At 68.4% G+C, this 15998-nt stretch carries 14 protein-coding genes; 6 read left to right on the forward strand and 8 right to left on the reverse strand.

Going from position 1 to position 15998, the window contains the following annotated elements; all coding sequences use genetic code 11:
• The first annotated feature begins 521 nt into the window (after positions 1 to 521).
• Entirely contained in the window at positions 522 to 1418 is an 897-nt protein-coding gene (locus FBY35_RS19505) for an oxygenase MpaB family protein (RefSeq protein ID WP_142215307.1), read from the forward strand.
• A gap of 117 nt (positions 1419 to 1535) precedes the next feature.
• Here FBY35_RS19505 and FBY35_RS19510 read toward each other — a convergent pair whose 3' ends face one another.
• Positions 1536 to 1739 carry a cold-shock protein gene (locus FBY35_RS19510; protein WP_142215308.1) on the reverse strand — a complete coding sequence of 68 codons (204 nt, stop codon included), beginning with the start codon at positions 1737 to 1739 and terminating at the stop codon, positions 1536 to 1538.
• Positions 1740 to 2143: 404 nt separating this feature from the next.
• On the opposite strand from FBY35_RS19510, the gene FBY35_RS19515 reads away from it, so the two are divergent.
• Positions 2144 to 2611, forward strand: a complete 468-nt coding sequence (locus FBY35_RS19515) for a hypothetical protein (RefSeq protein WP_142215309.1) — start codon at positions 2144 to 2146, stop codon at positions 2609 to 2611.
• A 274-nt stretch (positions 2612 to 2885) separates the two neighbouring features.
• Here FBY35_RS19515 and FBY35_RS19520 read toward each other — a convergent pair whose 3' ends face one another.
• Positions 2886 to 3491, reverse strand: coding sequence for a TetR/AcrR family transcriptional regulator (locus FBY35_RS19520; protein WP_142215310.1), 606 nt, complete (start codon positions 3489 to 3491; stop codon positions 2886 to 2888).
• A 71-nt stretch (positions 3492 to 3562) separates the two neighbouring features.
• Here FBY35_RS19520 and FBY35_RS19525 point away from each other — a divergent pair, with 71 nt between their 5' ends.
• Positions 3563 to 4936: a cytochrome P450 gene (locus tag FBY35_RS19525; protein ID WP_260848935.1), complete on the forward strand. Its 1374-nt coding sequence runs from the start codon at positions 3563 to 3565 to the stop codon at positions 4934 to 4936.
• A gap of 320 nt (positions 4937 to 5256) precedes the next feature.
• Here FBY35_RS19525 and FBY35_RS36145 read toward each other — a convergent pair whose 3' ends face one another.
• A complete protein-coding gene (locus tag FBY35_RS36145; RefSeq protein WP_160159295.1) occupies positions 5257 to 5409 on the reverse strand; it encodes a hypothetical protein in 153 nt (50 codons plus the stop codon).
• 603 nt (positions 5410 to 6012) lie between these two features.
• Here FBY35_RS36145 and FBY35_RS36150 point away from each other — a divergent pair.
• Positions 6013 to 6162: a hypothetical protein gene (locus FBY35_RS36150; RefSeq protein WP_160159296.1), complete on the forward strand. Its 150-nt coding sequence runs from the start codon at positions 6013 to 6015 to the stop codon at positions 6160 to 6162.
• A 437-nt stretch (positions 6163 to 6599) separates the two neighbouring features.
• Positions 6600 to 7553, forward strand: a complete 954-nt coding sequence (locus FBY35_RS19530; RefSeq protein WP_142215312.1) for an IS481 family transposase — start codon at positions 6600 to 6602, stop codon at positions 7551 to 7553.
• Positions 7554 to 7592: 39 nt separating this feature from the next.
• On the opposite strand, the gene FBY35_RS19535 is transcribed toward FBY35_RS19530, so the two are convergent.
• Positions 7593 to 8333, reverse strand: coding sequence for a class I SAM-dependent methyltransferase (locus FBY35_RS19535; RefSeq protein WP_142215313.1), 741 nt, complete (start codon positions 8331 to 8333; stop codon positions 7593 to 7595).
• A 384-nt stretch (positions 8334 to 8717) separates the two neighbouring features.
• Entirely contained in the window at positions 8718 to 9410 is a 693-nt protein-coding gene (locus tag FBY35_RS19540) for a hypothetical protein (protein ID WP_142215314.1), read from the reverse strand.
• 459 nt (positions 9411 to 9869) lie between these two features.
• Here FBY35_RS19540 and FBY35_RS19545 point away from each other — a divergent pair, with 459 nt between their 5' ends.
• Positions 9870 to 10094, forward strand: coding sequence for a hypothetical protein (locus FBY35_RS19545; RefSeq protein WP_142215315.1), 225 nt, complete (start codon positions 9870 to 9872; stop codon positions 10092 to 10094).
• A 624-nt stretch (positions 10095 to 10718) separates the two neighbouring features.
• On the opposite strand, the gene FBY35_RS19550 is transcribed toward FBY35_RS19545, so the two are convergent.
• The 3 genes from FBY35_RS19550 to FBY35_RS19560 form a co-directional block, all read right to left on the reverse strand.
• Entirely contained in the window at positions 10719 to 13346 is a 2628-nt protein-coding gene (locus FBY35_RS19550; RefSeq protein WP_142215316.1) for an NACHT domain-containing protein, read from the reverse strand.
• A gap of 249 nt (positions 13347 to 13595) precedes the next feature.
• Complete coding sequence (locus FBY35_RS19555; RefSeq protein WP_142215317.1) at positions 13596 to 15224, reverse strand: acyl-CoA dehydrogenase family protein; 1629 nt, start codon at positions 15222 to 15224, stop codon at positions 13596 to 13598.
• Positions 15221 to 15820, reverse strand: coding sequence for a TetR/AcrR family transcriptional regulator (locus tag FBY35_RS19560; RefSeq protein WP_142215318.1), 600 nt, complete (start codon positions 15818 to 15820; stop codon positions 15221 to 15223). The genes FBY35_RS19555 and FBY35_RS19560 overlap by 4 nt, the downstream gene beginning before the upstream one ends.
• Between the last annotated feature and the right edge of the window lie 178 nt (positions 15821 to 15998).

Consider the following 15998-nt stretch of genomic DNA (forward strand, 5'->3'; position numbering starts at 1 on the left):
CCGGGTCAGTTCGCCCTGGAGCCGGAGTCCCCCGCAATCTGTGTGTTCGCACCGGAGGCGACCGCGATCGCGGATAAGGAAGAGCCACGAAGCCCCGGCACCCTGCGAGCGGGACGAAGCTGTGCGACGCTGGCCGCAACCTGGCCGTTCGACCACGGAACGGAGATGGTCATGGACCAGCTCGGAGAAAAGCCGGAAGAGGTCCGCAAGCACATTGAGGACGAGAAGCGCCAGGCCCCACGGAAGCGGGAGGATGAGTCCGCCTCCGACAAGGACACGACGTCCGCAGAACCGTCCCCGACCGAGCGGACGAGGCCGACACCGAGGAATGAGCCGTAAGTCGGCCGACGCCTGCCTGGGGAACGCTCCTGGCCCCGCATCGTTTCCCTTCAGCCCGCGGCTCGGGGGCATAGGCGCTCGGCCTTGTCCGTAACGCTCAAGGGCCGGCAGCCACTCGGGCCGCGACAGCGAGAGGCGCCGGAGCCACTTACCTTCCGCGTGTTCCGGCGGATACTTGTCGGATGAACTTGTCCGCACCCATGGTCTCCGACCTGCAGGAGCGACTCGGCAGGAGCCTTTTCACCCGCGTCGCGGGCCCGGCGGGCCCAGAAAATCGCGCACGCATCCACGGCACGCCGGGGCCTCGCTGGTTCGGTCTGGACCGGCCCATCCGTACCGTCCACGGCGACGCCTCGATGTTCATCGGCGGGCTGAGGGCCCTCCTGCTGCAGTCACTGCACCCGCTGGCCATGGCCGCCGTGGAGGCCCACTCCGGCTACCGCAGCGACCCGTGGGCACGGCTCCAGCGGACGAGTACCTTCCTCGCCGTGACGACCTACGGCACCGCGGACGACGCGCAACAGGCTGTCAACCACGTCCGGGCAGTGCATGACCGGGTGAAAGGGACCACTGCCGACGGAGAGAGATACCACGCCGCAGACCCGCACCTGCTCGGGTGGGTACACGTCGCCGAGATCGACAGCTTCCTCTGCGCACACCAGCGCTACGGCGCGCGCCCACTGGATGCCGCCGCCTGCGACGAGTACATCGCCGACATGTCACAGATAGCGGCAGCGCTCGGGGTCATCGACCCTCCACGTGACCGGGCCGAGCTGGCCGACCGGCTGGCTGCCTACCGCCCCGAGCTGCGCGCCACGCAAGAGGCACGAGATGCCGCGCATTTCATTCTTCTTCACCCGCCCCTGCCGTGGGTCGCCCGAGCCCCATACGCCGTCCTCGCCGCGAACGCGGTATCCACGCTCCCGCCTTGGGCGCGCAAGCCGCTGGGACTGCCCCGCGTGGCAGGTGTCGAAGAAACCTGCGTACGACCAGCCGGACATGCGCTGACGAGAGCGATCCGATGGGCCATGACACCCCTCCGCCCATCACGTACCTGGGCTCCCCCGCAGCGAGCCTGAAGCGGGCGCATCCGAATCGCAGTGCTGCGCCAACGTCCTTACCCCGAGAATTCAGCCCACGCATGCCGATGCCCGCCCTCAAACGACCCGAGAGCGGACACCGGTAACGCTCGTGGCTCAGGCGGGGGTGATGTTCTCCGCCTGCGGGCCCTTCTGGCCCTGCGTGATGTCGAACGTGACCTGCTGGCCCTCCTGCAACTCACGGAAGCCGGAGGCGTTGATGTTCGAGTAGTGGGCGAAGACGTCCGGACCTCCGCCGTCCTGGGCGATGAAGCCGAAGCCCTTCTCCGAGTTGAACCACTTCACCGTTCCGCTGGCCATATGTCCTCCAAGGACTCGACGTCGGCTCCCGCACCTTGCGGAAGCCGGAGGTGATCGTCCTGGTCCTCAGACACGCAGCACTGCATGCCGCCCATGGACATCAAGTTCACGGGCGACGGTACTTCGAACCACGACAGCTGAAGATCACGCTACACGGATCGCTCCCGCAACACTGTGCAGATCATCAGGTTCTGGCGGGACGGCGGACGGGAGGGCCAGCTCGCCCGGACTGTTTCGCACGCCATGCTCGACTCGCCGTTGTCGATGTCCAAAGGGTTCAGCCCCGGCAGTCAGTCGCGAAGCGAGGTCATTGCCACTGCCCCCGCCGCGCTGGGCTGCCGGTCCCCCGCGAGACAGCCCAAAACAGCTACCTCTGGGCACGGAGGTTCCTACACTCCGACGTCATGGAGTGGCTAGGGCTCGCGGGAACGGGACTGGGTGCGATCGTGGGCGTAGGGGCCACCCTGCTCGCTGATCGTGTGCGTTGGAGGCGGGACAGTCGGGCGCGCGAACGAGAAACACTGCGGCTGCTCTACGCGGAGTACTTAGAAGCGATTGCCGCGGCTCGGGACGAAATATCCCGAGCGAGCGCCGATGTCGAGCAGCCGCTCGTCGAGCGAGCGTTGGCCGCACACCGGGCAGTACGTGAGCACGAGATCTTCGCCAAGCAGTACCAGTTGGAGTTGTCGGCGCCGCCCGCCGTGGCGGAGCTGGTGGTGTCGGCAACGCAAGGCCTGGTCGACTACCGAGACGCGGTCGCCGGCGGAGCCACACGCGAGGACGACGCATGTACGGCGGCACGGCGAGCATTCCGCGCCGCTCGCAAGACCTTGATGGAAGCGATGCGGGCCACGCTTGTCGCCCCTCGGTAGCCTCGGCTATGAGATCCACACCACGGCTGTCGGCGTAGGCCTCCTCGTCATCGTTCCGGCTGCGGCATTTCCGCGCGCGGCCATCGTCGTCCGCCTCATCTTCAACGGCACCAGTACGAAACCGGCACGGATTCCTACCACCTCGCCAGCACCAGGGCACGAGCAAAAAGCACATGCCGATGCCGGTTGAGCACACGTCTGTCCGGCCCACGGCCGCCGACCGTTGAGACGGCGCCCGGTGGGGCCGATCGAGGCCGCCCGGGCGGGGAACAGCTCATCGCGGGTCGGGCGCGAGAAACGGCGCAAGGGCTCCCAGAGCCTGGAGAACTTGGTCTGCAGTGGGTGTGCCAACGGGATCGAGCAGCCACTGGAGCATCAGACCCTCGCTCAGGGCGATGAGTATCGAGGCCATGACCTCGGCGGGCACCGGGAGGTCCAGGCCGGCTTCGGTGCAGGACCAGGTGATGAGCGCTGCGCCGGACTTGCGGGTCTCGGCCAGGTGGGCGGCGAGCTGGGTGCGAAGTTCGGCCGAGCGCAGGGCAGGCGGGAAGGATTCGACGCAGCCGATGATCGTCGGACGCATCTCGTCGAACACGTCGATCATCGCGGTGAGCGCCAGTTTCAGTTGCTCCCGTGGGCTGGCTGCCGGCGCTGCGGAGACCGCCTGTTCCACCCGCCTGGTCCAGGTCCGGAAGCATTCGGCCAGCGCGGCATTGAGTAGCGCTTCCTTGCTGCCGAAGTGGTAGCCAATGGATGCAAGGTGCGTTCCCGAAACGGTGGCCAGGTCACGAGCGGTCGTGTGGGCATAGCCCTTCTCCTGCAGGCAGGTGACGGCTGCGGCAAGCAGCCTTTCGCGGGGACTCTCGGAGGGCTGTCGCATACAAGCAATCTTATGGTAATTAGATGTACGTCCGTCATTGACGTACGTACATCTACGGAGCCTCCATGACCATGCCTCCGCCCGGCTCAGTGATACCCAGCCCGATCCAGGTCGTCCGGCTCGTTCGTGATCCGATACGTTTCTTCGAAGATCGTCGGCGCCGATACGGTCCGGTGTTTCGCGCTCCGGTCTTCCGGATCGGCTGGTTCAGCCGGCCCAAGGAAGTGTTCGTCGCGACTGCTGAGCTGGCCGAGCGCATCTATGCCACCGATGCCGGTGGCGGCAGGGCCGGTGAAACGCGGCGCGACTTCATGGCCCCCGCGGTCGGCGAGCACTCCCTGCTGAGCCTGGACCATGAACCCTGGCAGCGGCACCGCAAGCTGCTCACGCCTCCGCTGCGCGCCAAGGCGATCGCCGGATACCGCGACGAGATCGACAGGATCGCGGCGCAGAACATCAGCCAATGGCCCGTGGGACGCCCGTTTGCGCTGCGGGACCGCATGCAGGAAATCACCCTGGAGGTGATCATGCGGCTGGTGTTCGGTATCACCGACACCCAACGGCTGGACCAGCTGCGCCCGTTACTGCCCACGCTCGCCGATCCGGGCGGCCCGTACACACTCATGCTGATGCCGACGGCTGCCCGGGATCGTATCCTCGGTTCCCGACTGCTGCGGCGGATTCGCTTTCTGCCCACCACCCGCTTCCTCGCCGCCCGCGACGCCGTGGACACACTGCTGTACGAAGAGATAGCCCGGCGCCGATCCGAGCCGCAGGAGAACACCACTGACGTGCTGTCACGGCTGCTCGCCGCCCGAGACGACAACGGCCGGCCGATGACCGACCAAGAACTTCGAGACGAACTCATCACCATGCTCGAAGCCGGGCACGAGACCACGGCGACCGGCCTGGCCTGGACGTTCGAGCGCCTGCTACGCAACCCACCCGTACTCGAAAAGCTCCGCGCCGAACTCGACACCGGCCAGGAGACCTACCTGGACGCCGTGATCAAAGAAGGACTGCGCACCCGTCCCGTGGTGTATTCGGCGCTCCGGCTACTGGACGCGCCGCTCCAACTCGGCGGCTACACGGTCCCGGCCGGCTGGGCCGTCGGCCCAGCCATCCCCCTCATCCACCACGACCCCGTCGCCTTCCCCGAACCCCACGAGTTTCGTCCCGAACGATTCTTCGGCGACGGTGCCGCCGCAGCCAACAAGTCGTGGATGCCCTTTGGGGGCGGCCGCCGCTACTGCGTGGGCGCCCAACTCGCCCTCCTGGAAATGCGCGTGATCATCCGCCAGATCCTCAACCAGATGGACCTGACCGCCGAAGACACAGAACCCGAACTGCCGCAGATCAGGCACGTCACTCTCGTGCCCTCTCGCCTGGCCACCGTTACAGCACGACTGCGCGCCACCACCACAGCAGGAACGCAAGACCAATGAACATGCTCAGATCCGGCCGATCATGAGACCGACGAAACGCGCACGCACCCCATCGTTCCGGGGTTTCCCGAGTGGCAGCAGCTGCAGACCATTCCGGGGGCCGCCGGCACGTCTGGAACACCATCCAGGAACACGCCGGTACCTACTGGAACAAACTGCGCAACGACGTGCGCTTCCAGGGCTACTGGCAGACGGTCTCCATCCGCGCCTGCAAGGCGATCGCCTACTCGCAACCGCCGCAGACCGAACCCGGCGCAGCACAGCAGGTGGCCTGCGCAGCTCTGCCGGTCATCATCGAGACGGGCGATCGCAGGCGCCGCCTACGTGGGAGTTTCGGAGTGGCCGAGTTGGCTGTTCAGGGCGAAGCAGTAGATGCTCACATGCCCGTTGGCCTTGTCGAGGATGTCCAGGGCTTCTTCCCGGTAGATGTGTCGCAGATAGCGGCGGCGAATCGGAGCTCCGGCAACCAGCAATATCGGCGAAGCGATGATGATCGCTATGGGGTAAACACCCTGGCCAGGGTCAGTTTGAGCGTCTCATCGACTCGCATGGGATCAGTGTGGTTGTCACTGCCGTTGCCTGTCAGCTGTCCGGCGGGGTTTGATGCCCGCGTTGTGGTGGGTGGGTCGGCTGAAGGCCTTGCCTGCGGCGAGAACGCGTCCCTCCTCGTGGCGGGTTGCCCCACGAGCGCCGAAGATCGGTGGCCAGCAGGCGGGCGAGCCGGAGCTGGGTGGAGAGGTAGTTCCTGGCTCGGCCGGGTCACGCCGTATGGGAGTCAAGCGTCTGAACCGGCGCAATCGTCCGCGGAGTTAGCCGCAATGTCAAAGTTCAAGCTCCGCTCTTGTACACATACGGCTCATGACGGTGAGTAGGGGACCGTGGGTAGTGTGGTGGCTGTCGAAGCCCCTCGAAACAACGAGGGGAGACCTCCCCGGAGCCGATGCTTGCCGGCCCAGCTTCGGGGAGGTCTCCCACTGTTCGTCGGGTGCCACCCCTATGTGAGGAGATCGGACACCATGACGTCTAACGACCGTACCTTAGAGGAGCAGTCAAGCCGCCCCCGCCTGCTCCTTGGGATGACCACCATGACCGTACTGCTGTCCGTCGTCGGCGTGGTGGTGCTCGCGCTGACACACCATCCAGAGGCTGCGACCACGGTCGGCGCCATCGGCACTGCCATGACAGCCTTCAACATCCCACGAGAGGCCAGTCGACCGCGTCAGTAATCCGGAGCCCGCCCCGCTGGCACCTGAGTCCGCGGCAGGCGCCCACCGACGGCACGAATACCGACCCAGCAGTTGCGAGTCCTTGCCGGACCGCCGTCCGAGCAGCCCTGGTCTGGGCGCTTCGCGACGGCGAACTGGCCCTGTCCGGTTGAGACAGTCCCGCCGATGGTGCCGGCTGAGCCGAAGGAGGGGCCTGACCACCTTCGGGTCTGGTGACGGTGTGAAAGCCGGTCGAAGACGACGCCTGCGAGATGGAGCCGCTTTCCTTCGGCGTGGACGACGCAGGGAAGCGCACCGGATGCCGGTCCGTGACCGCCTAGGTGTTCTGTCCACGGAGGTTGGTGACAGTGATCACGGTCGTGTGATCTTGAACGAGTGAGGGCCTTCCGGGTTCGGTGTGGATTGCGACATCGCCATCGAACGATCAGAAGGCCCTCATGCCCCACCGTAATGCACCCCTGACCGAGACCGGCCGGCTGCGTCTGGCCCTCTGTGTGGTCGATGACGGCTGGACCCTGCGCAGGGCCGCCGAACGCTTCCAGGTCTCGCCCACGACGGCTCAGCGGTGGGCCGGCCGCTACCGCGAACTGGGCGAGGCCGGCATGGCCGACCGCTCCTGCCGGCCTCACCACAGTCCGCGCCGGACACCGACCCGTGCCGAGCGGCGGATCATCAAGGTCCGTGTCCTGCGTCGCTGGGGACCGGCCCGCATCGCCTACCTCCTCGGACTGAACCCGGCGACCGTGCACCGCGTTCTGACCCGCTACCGACTGGCCCGCCTGACCCACCTGGACCGCGTGACCGGCCGGGCGGTCCGGCGCTACGAGCACGCCGCCCCGGGCGACCTCGTGCACGTCGACATCAAGAAACTCGGGAACATCCCTGACGGCGGCGGCCACAAGGTCCTCGGCCGGCTGGCGGGCCGCAAGAACCGGGCCGGCGCCGGCATGAGCTTCCTGCACAACGCGGTCGACGATCACTGCCGCCTGGCCTACAGCGAGATCCTCATCGACGAGAAGAAGGAAACCGCCGTCGGATTCTGGCAACGGGCCAACGACTTCTTCACCGCCGCCGGTATCACCGTCCAGCGGGTCCTGACCGACAACGGCTCCTGCTACAAGTCACACCTGTGGCGCAACTCCCTTGCACAGCAAGGCATTTCACACAAGCTGCCCCGCCCCTACCGGCCCCAGACCAACGGCAAGGTGGAGAGGTTCAACCGGACCCTGCTGGACGAGTGGGCCTACGCGAAGGCATACCGAACCGAGACCGAACGACGCGACGCCTACCCCATCTGGCTCCACACCTACAATCACCACCGCGGACACACCGCACTCAAGGGCCAACCACCCGCCAGCCGCGTCCCCAACCTCACGGGTCAATACACCTAGCCCGGCCCGGCCGATGGCCGGGCCGAGGAGGGGCCGGCCTCAAGCCGACTTGCGCCACACGGAGATGTGCTTCGCGGAGTCCTGGGTGAACGGAGCCCCGTCCCAGTCCGCGACGCGCCGTTCCAGCTCAAGCCCTGCGATCCGTGCCATCAGGTCGAGCTCCGCCGGCCACGCGTACCGGTGTCGGGAGTAGCCGCGGCGGTATCGGCCGTCATTGCCGTCGCGGGTGAGGTGCTGCGAGACGAGAATCTGCTCGACCAGGTCGAAGGTGTCGAAGCCGAGATGCCGCTCCGAGACATCGAACGGCACGGCGACCTGGCCGGGCGGCAGGAACCGCAGCGGCGGCACGCCCAGTTCGATGACAAATCGACCGCCGGGCGCAAGGTGACGTGCGGCGTTGCGGAAGCACTCCACCTGCTCGTCCTGCGTGAGCAGATTCGTGATGGTGTTGTAGACGAGGTAGACCACGGTGAACTCGCCGGGGACGACGGTCGTGGCCATGTCCCCAATGGCGACCGGGAGCGTGTCCTCGTCGATCTTGCGCCGCAGGACCGCAGCCATGTGTTCGGACAGTTCGATGCCCACTACCTGCACGCCGCGTTCCCGGAGCGGGAGGCCCACTCGTCCGGTTCCGATGGCGAACTCCAGTGCCCGGCCGTCTCCGGCGAGTTCGGCGAGGAAGGCGAGAGTCGGTCCGAGAACGGCGGCCGAGGACATCTCGGTCTCCTCGGCGTCGTAGCGGTCGGCGGTCGCACGGGTCCACAGCTCACTGCTCGTCACGGGCGGCCACTTTGCCGGGCGTGGAAGGGTGCTGTCGACGCATTTACGAAGGTGGTAGGCCAGCCATCCCCTGGGGACTCAAGAACGCTCTCCCGTCAGCCACTGCACGGGCGATCGGACGAATGGACGCCGGGGTGACTTCGCTGGTTGGTGAAGAGGCCAACTGGGGGCTGGGGGCGCGTCGACCAGGCAGGTGGTGGCCCCTGCCACCCGGCCAAGCCGCGCGCGGCAGGCCGGGGGCCGAGCGGCTGGGCGGCCGACGGCTCAGCCGTCAACGGCCGATGGCGGTGTCGCCGCGCCGACTCCCGGTACAGCGCAACCGGTAACGGACCGGGGGCGTTTCCCGGCCGGGGGGCCAACCCGAGGCGGCTGGGCCCCCGGCGCTCAGGCCTGAGCCGGTGAGTTCCCGCTGGGTGTGTCCGCGACGCGAACGGCCCGGACCCGCCGGGCCACCACCCACAGCCGTGCCAGCGCGACCGCGGTTCCGGCGCCGACGGGAACAAGCGGCCAGAACGCGGGACGGTTCCCGAAAGCCGCGCACACGATCAGCACGAGAATCGTCGCCACTCCGACGAAGAACCCGAGCACGCAGGGCCCGGACCGGTCCTGCCGCTCCAGCCGCACCAGGCCGCTGAGGCCGGCCAGGTACCCGGCGGCGGCCACGACGAGGGCGATCAGATAACCCATGAGCAGCGGGTACAACACGAACAGCGTGATGTCCCACGCCCCAGGGTGCCAACCCGGCCACACGTCACGCCCATTGATCTCCACAACCCGCCCGCGCCACAGACCCGCCTCGACCCGCTGTCCCTTGTGGAGGTCGTACGCGCGCTCGTTCGGGACGCCGTCCACCGCCTTCCGTTCGTCGCCGATGCGCAGTTCGATCGTGTACTCGGTGTGTACGAACCAGTGGCCGCTGCCGCCGTCCTGGCCTCCGCCCTCTCTCCCGGACTCCGTGTGGGACGTCAGCTCCGTAATAGTGGCCTCGGCGGTGCGCAGCGACCCGTTCGACCGCGCAAGAGCGACGGCCGTCTCCTCGTAGGTGCGCACGGCGAGCAGCAGGATCAGGGCAGCCATGACGAGGCGTAACACCGCGCGCGCCAAACGGGCTCCTACTGTCTTGGCCCGCCTCGTGCCCGGTCTCGTCTGCGACGTCGCGTCCCCGGTCGGGTCCTGCATCATCGGGTCCCCCCTCGCCTTCCGTTCGGGGACGTGCGAAAGCTGTCCCACCGGATCACACGCCGCACGCCCGGTCTTGGTTGCGGCCCTCCTCGATGACGACGCAGGGTCAGAAGTGGAGGTGGCGGAGCGATAGTTGGTGAGCTGTGGCGATGGCTGCGGATGACAGCCGCGGGTCACCGACCAACGAGGGGCGCCGGCCGGGGCGCTGCAGGTCAGGCTGGAAGATCACCACTAAGGGTTTTGCAGCCTCCCACGCCGTCAGAGAGCGGAGGGCTTGCGCATGTTCAGACACCGAGCAGCCAAAGCGAGCGGGATTATCACCTCCGTCAGTGCAGCGATTGTCGCTGCCTTCTCATGTCGACATTCACTCCTGCGTCAGACGCCACGACCACCACTCCCGTCGGCCAGCTCGCCGATCCGGTGCTGGTCGGCGCGGGCGGCATCGCCACGTCCGGCTCGGGCGACACCACGACCGCCAACCTGCTGGACAGCATCTCAGGCACCGTGTTCACCGCAGGACAACGCCTACCCCGACGGCACGGCGTCGAGTTCACCCTGCACGCGGGCAGCTACGACTGACAGTTCATGCCCCAGGCAGGCAAGCCCTACAGCCACAGCGGCACCACCAGCTGCCACTGACCCGGTCCGGGTCCGTCTTGCTGAAGTGCCGTGCCGCACTGGGTGCGCCCGTCGCGCCCGCCGCGGCACGGCACAACCCACAACCACTGGCGGTCGCCCCAACTCTGGTCAGCCCAGGCATCACCCCTGGAGCTTGAGGCCTCCAAACCAGGCCCGACCAGCAAGGGCACGAACTCCACGACGCTGCGCGAGGCAACACCGTTGAGCACGTACGGATCAGTGGCAGGATCTGGTCAAGGTCCTCGACAGGCATCCCGGCAGCGAGGTAGACGCCACCCACCAAAGGAACTTGGCGCACAGCTGCCAGAAGCAGTCGCCGTGAAATGAGGTCGTCCAGCCAGTCGCCGTGAGCTGGTCTCCACGGGTCCACTTCCTCCAGCGGTGCCGTATAGGCCACTGTGACAACGAACATGTTCGGACCGTAGCCGAACCCGAAGTACCCCAGCGACCCAATTCCCTGATCCGGTGTGTCAGCACCCGCAGTACTTGACGCGGTGCCAGCGGCACCCGCCCCCGAAACCACCTGGATCAGCGTCTGCGTACCAGCGTGACTGGGAAGCGTGGCTACGGCAGCGACAGGCGTGACGAGTCGGGCCCCTGGCACCGCGCCGGACCGGCGAGGTGGTGGTGCAGGTCGATGTGGCGAAACTGGTGTACCGCTCCTACCTGGCGCAGTACGCCGCGTCGTTCGTGGGCATCGGTGAGGAAGGCTGTCAGGTTCCAGGGGAGGTGTCGGCGCATCGCCAGGTGGTGGCGGGTGAGCGTGTAGTACCACCAGGCGTTGTGGCTGAGCGCTGCCGCGAGCCCGACGGTGATTCCGTAGGCGAGGCCGCGGTCGAGAATGTGGGGCGGACTCATCTGGATCTTCCCGGAGCCTGCCGCTCCACGGGTCAGACCGTACGGGAACCCGTCGTTTACGGCGTACTCGATGCCGTAGCAGAGCAGGAACGCGGCGCCGACGGCGAGGCCGATCGCGGCCCACAGCCTGCAGAATGTATTGCGGTCCTGCTCCAGGAGGGCGGTCGGACCGACCGCTGTGGTGAGGTCGGCCGGTTTGCCCGTCAGGCCGTGGACGAGTCCTACGGCGAGCCCGAACGCGCAGGCGAAAGACAGCATCGTGGCTAACGTGTAGGAGGGAAGGCCGGTGAGGAGGGACTGGAGTCTCAGGACGGCCCAGTGGGTGATGCCGATGGTCGAGCCGCTGGCGAGTCCGACCGTGAAACCCCGCCAGTCCCAGGCCCACTCGGTGCGGACGGTCGGGGCGGCGCCCGGGCGGCGCACGGACAGGCTGCTCGCCCGCGCACCGACGGCTCCGCCGGCCAGGCCGTAGACGGCCCCGTTGCCGAGGGCACCGGTGGCTGCGGCCGCAGGTCCGTAGCCGGGCCGGAAGGAGAACCAGAGGCCGACACCAGCGGTGAAGCCGAGGAAGCACATACGCGAGTCCCAGGCCCAGTTAGTCCCCGCGTCCCCGGCCCCCCGGCGACGGTTGGTGAGTCTGCTGGACAGCGCACCGACGATCCCGCCTGCGAAGCCGTAGGCGAGCCCGTTGGCGGTCGTCGTCGTCAGCGATCCCGCCTGCCCAGAAACCAGGGCGTGGGTAATCCCCTCGGCGAGGCCCCCGGTCAGGCCCGCAGCGATGCCGCAGCCGATACCGCCCGCGATCCCTCCGGCCAGGCCACCAACGATCGCGGCAGGCGGGCCCGTAAGCCACCCGGTGTCCAGGCCGGCAAGCAGAGCGGTGAATCTGCCCACCGCGGCGGTGGCGACCCAGGCCACGGCACCCAGCACGGCTGCCGTCATCATCTGGGCGCTACGGGATGGCAGTGCACGGCGCAGCTGCCACCAGGCCAGGTCGGTGGTGCCGCCCAGGGTGTGCTGCAGGTGCCGTGCCAGATACCGCAGGGCGTCCTCGGCCTGCCGGGCAGACCACCGGCAGGGATAGCGCGGATGCGGCCGGTAGGCGGCGGGCACGAACGCGTCGAACAGATGGCTCCGAACCGCGGCGGGATCGGGGAAGCGGATGGGATCGCACAGGTCCGCGGGCGCAGGGAGGGCGGCGGCCTGCTCCCCCGGACGGGGGTTGTACACCGTCCTGGCAAGGAAGAGCATCAGCGGTGTGGTCAACGCCCGTGCCACAGGGCTGTCGGTGCCGAGCAGGCGGATCACCGGTTCCCACCGGGCAGCCGCCGGCGTGTCCTGTCCCCCGGCGTCCCTGCGCAGGTAGTCGGCGATATCCGGCGCGTCGAGCGGCCGCAGTTCGACTGCGGCGGCACCGCACAACCTGACCGGTACCCCGCAGGCCGGGCCCAGCGTGTCCCCGTACTCGGTCACCCGGCTCGACAGCACCACTGGCTGGCCCAGTGGCAGGGCGGCATTGATCGAGTCCAGCGCGACGCCGCGGAACCGTTCGGGAATCTCGTCGAATCCGTCCAGGATCGGCAGGATCAACCGGTGCTCCAGCAGCGCCCGGGCATGGCCGACCTGCCCGGCGTGCCCCGCCTGCGGGTCGCCGAGACCGGTGTAGTCACGCGCGAGCCGTTCCGCCATCCAGTCCTCCAGCGTCTGCTCCCCCGGATTCCATGAGGCCAGCGAGAACAGCACCGGCACCGCGCCGCCCTGTCCGCGCTCGGCGACAAGGGACAGCAGCAGACGGATCAGCAGCATCGTCTTGCCGCTCCCGGGACCTCCGAGGAGCAGAAGGCGGCGGGTCGGCACCCGTCGAAGGAACACCTCGGTGATCTCCCCGCCGGTACCGGCCAGTTCGGCGGGCGCAGTGACCCATCCGTCGGGATCGCGCATCCGGCCGGACGGCCAGCTCTCGGCCATCTCCCACAGGAGGGACCACGACTCGGCGAACCGCTCATCGGCTGCCTGCCAGGACACCGGAACTGGATAGGGGTCGTTCAGCCGACGCACCCGAGCCTCGGCGTCCCATTGGCCGCGCACCGCGACCGCCAGCCGATCAGCGATCTCGGCCACGCCGTGTCCACGCCCCTCGGCCGCCTCCTGCTGATCGGCGCAGAACGCCGCCCAGGACAGATACAGACCGCCCACCGACGGAAGCAGCGCCGCCACCGTCCCGGCCACCGGCAGGTCGAACCGGGAGGCGACCCACACGGCTCCTGCCATGCCGCCAACCGCCAGCACGAGATAGAGCACACCGACCCGTCGCGTCCGCCGACCACCACCCATGGCCGGATTCTCCAGCAGCGGACCGGCACGCCCCGGGAAGAGCGGCGCTGCTCCCCTGTATGAGTGACTGGAACCGGGCTGCGGACAGATGCCGTACTGCCCCAACCTCCCTTCGTCGAGCGCACGGTGGTCACGGCAGGAGTCGTGGGGGCAGCTTGTCGAGCCGCCGCACGAGATGCTGTTCAGCCGGGCAGCGTGCGTCGATGGGCAAGCTCCCGGCCCCCGAACGCAGCGGTCGGCACGAGCCGGTCAGTTCACCTTCGGCGTGGCTCGGGCGATGATCGCGGCGAGGTCGGCACCGGACGGAAGAGTGCCCAGGGCATGGCCCCAGTCGCCGCCCAGCCGGGAGGCGCAGAAGGCGTCGGCCACTGCAGGATGCCCGTACCGGACGAGCAGGGAACCCTGGAGCACCAGCGCCATCCGCTCGACGATGCGGCGGGCCCTCATCTCGATGTCCTCCAGGTCGGCGAGTTCGGCCCGCAGCCGGAGCACGGCGTCGTCCAGCCGTGCATCGGCTCCGGTGGCGGCAGACACCTCGTTGAAGAACGCTTCCACTGCCTGCGGCTCCTTGGCCATGGCCCGCAGCACGTCCAGTGCGGCGACGTTGCCCGACCCCTCCCAGATGGACATCAGCGGGGATTCGCGGAACAGCCGGGGCATGCCCGACTCTTCGACGTATCCGTTGCCTCCCAGACACTCCAGCGCCTCGGCGGTGTGTGCCGGCCAGCGCTTGCAGACCCAGTACTTACTGACGGCCAGTGCAAGGCGCTTGAACACCGTCTCGGACGCGTCGCCGCGCACGGACCGGTCGGTGGCACCGGCCAGCCGCATCATGAGCACGGTCGCGGCCTCGGACTCGACCGCCAGATCGGCCAGGACGTTGCGCATCAGCGGCTGGTCGACGAGGTACTTGCCGAAGGCCTGCCGGTGCACAGCGTGGTGGGTGGCCGTGACCACACCCTGCCGCATCCCGGACGCGGCACCGATCACACAGTCCAGCCGGGTCAGGTTGACCATCTCGATGATCGTGTGCACGCCCCGGCCCTCGTCGCCCACCCGCCAGGCGACCGCGTTCTCGTACTCCACCTCCGAGGACGCGTTGGACTTGTTGCCGAGCTTGTCCTTCAGACGCATCAGCCGCAGCGGGTTGAGCGTACCGTCGGACAGCACACGAGGGACCAGGAAACAGGTCAGGCCCTCGGGTGCCTGGGCGAGCGTCAGGAACACGTCGCACATCGGCGCTGAGGTGAACCACTTGTGCCCGGTCAGGCGGTACGAGCCTTCCGCCTGCGGCCGTGCCACGGTGGTGTTGGCGCGGACGTCGGAGCCGCCCTGCTTCTCGGTCATCGACATGCCGGCCAGGAGGCCGGACTTGGTGAGCGGCGCGCGCAGCCCGAAGTCGTACGATCCCGCCGACAGCAACGGCTCGTACTCGCCTGCCAGTTCGGGGCTCTGGCGCAGGGCAGGTATCGCGGCGTAGGTCATGCTGATGGGGCAGCCGTGGCCGGCTTCGGCCCGCCAGGTGTAGAACTTGGCGGCGCGGGCGACGTGCGCACCCTCGCGGTCGTCGGCCCAGACCGCGGCGTGCAGGCCGTGCGTCACGGCCGTGCGCATCAGCTCGTGCCAGGCCGGGTGGAACTCCACGGTGTCGATGCGGTGCCCGTACCGGTCATGCGTACGCAGAACCGGCGGGTGCTCGTTGGCCAGCCGTCCCCATTCCTGGACCTCGGCGGAACCCGATAGTCGCCCGAGCCGGTGCACCTCGTCGGTGGCCCAGCTCGCACCCTCGCGGACGAGACCATCGAGCAGGGCGAGGTCCTCGGCGGTGTCGTGGCCCACGAGCTCGGGTACCTGGTTGAACACGTCATGCGTCGTCACGGCTGGACTCCTAGGGCGCGGCGGGCGAAGGCGATGAGGGCGGGAATGGTGTCGGGACCGGCCGAACCGGCCGCGAGGGGGCCGACCAGGGCTTCGCTGATGGCTCCCACCATCGCGGTGGCGCTCACCTCGGGGTCCTGATCGGGCAGTTCACCGCGGGCGATGCCCTCGGTGATGTAGCGGGCGAAGCCGTCGGCGTAGGCGCGGCGGAAAGCCAGGCGCTCGGAGCCGACGGCGGGGTCCACGGGCTCGGCGAGCAGGGCGTAGGCGAGCCGGGGCGACGCGAGGGCGCGGCCGGCGAAGGTCTCGACGATCGCGGCCAGCCGGGCACCCATGGTCTCTTCCAGGTCCGCCGCCCGGGTCACCGCGTCGATCTCGCGCTGCGATGCGGTACGGAAGACCTCCGCCACCAGGTCGGACTTGGCCGGGAAGTGGCGGTAGACGCTGCCGGTCGCCACATCGGCGCGCGCGGCGACGGCGGCGACCGAGCAGCCTGCGTAGCCCTGCTCGGCGACGATGTCCAGCGCAGCCATGAGTATCCGCTCGCGCAGAGCGGTCAGCCGGGCCTGCATTCCGGGTGTTCTGCGGTAGGCCACACAAGAAGTGAACCATGGTTCATTTGTTTGACTCAAGAGGCGTCCGCCACCAAGCTCCCGACAGCACACGAGGGACGGCTCCGGACGCGTCCTCCGGCGGCACGACGCGGTCCCGGCCGGCAGCGGACGAGGACCACGCGCGGAGGGATCAGCGTCCGTCTCCGCCCACCGCCCGGCC

This window comes from Streptomyces sp. SLBN-118 (assembly GCF_006715635.1).
In the GTDB taxonomy this organism is placed as follows: Bacteria; Actinomycetota; Actinomycetes; order Streptomycetales; family Streptomycetaceae; genus Streptomyces.

What these genes read in the sequence shown, in the direction of transcription:
- FBY35_RS19530 (WP_142215312.1), top strand. Translation starts at nt 6,600, where the DNA reads ATGCCCCACCGTAATGCACCCCTGACCGAGACCGGCCGGCTGCGTCTG.
- FBY35_RS36150 (WP_160159296.1), top strand. Translation starts at nt 6,013, where the DNA reads ATGACCACCATGACCGTACTGCTGTCCGTCGTCGGCGTGGTGGTGCTC.
- FBY35_RS19505 (WP_142215307.1), top strand. Translation starts at nt 522, where the DNA reads ATGAACTTGTCCGCACCCATGGTCTCCGACCTGCAGGAGCGACTCGGC.
- FBY35_RS19550 (WP_142215316.1), bottom strand. Translation starts at nt 13,346, where the DNA reads ATGGGTGGTGGTCGGCGGACGCGACGGGTCGGTGTGCTCTATCTCGTG.
- FBY35_RS19510 (WP_142215308.1), bottom strand. Translation starts at nt 1,739, where the DNA reads ATGGCCAGCGGAACGGTGAAGTGGTTCAACTCGGAGAAGGGCTTCGGC.
- FBY35_RS19525 (WP_260848935.1), top strand. Translation starts at nt 3,563, where the DNA reads ATGCCTCCGCCCGGCTCAGTGATACCCAGCCCGATCCAGGTCGTCCGG.
- FBY35_RS19515 (WP_142215309.1), top strand. Translation starts at nt 2,144, where the DNA reads ATGGAGTGGCTAGGGCTCGCGGGAACGGGACTGGGTGCGATCGTGGGC.
- FBY35_RS19540 (WP_142215314.1), bottom strand. Translation starts at nt 9,410, where the DNA reads ATGGCTGCCCTGATCCTGCTGCTCGCCGTGCGCACCTACGAGGAGACG.
- FBY35_RS19520 (WP_142215310.1), bottom strand. Translation starts at nt 3,491, where the DNA reads ATGCGACAGCCCTCCGAGAGTCCCCGCGAAAGGCTGCTTGCCGCAGCC.
- FBY35_RS19545 (WP_142215315.1), top strand. Translation starts at nt 9,870, where the DNA reads ATGTCGACATTCACTCCTGCGTCAGACGCCACGACCACCACTCCCGTC.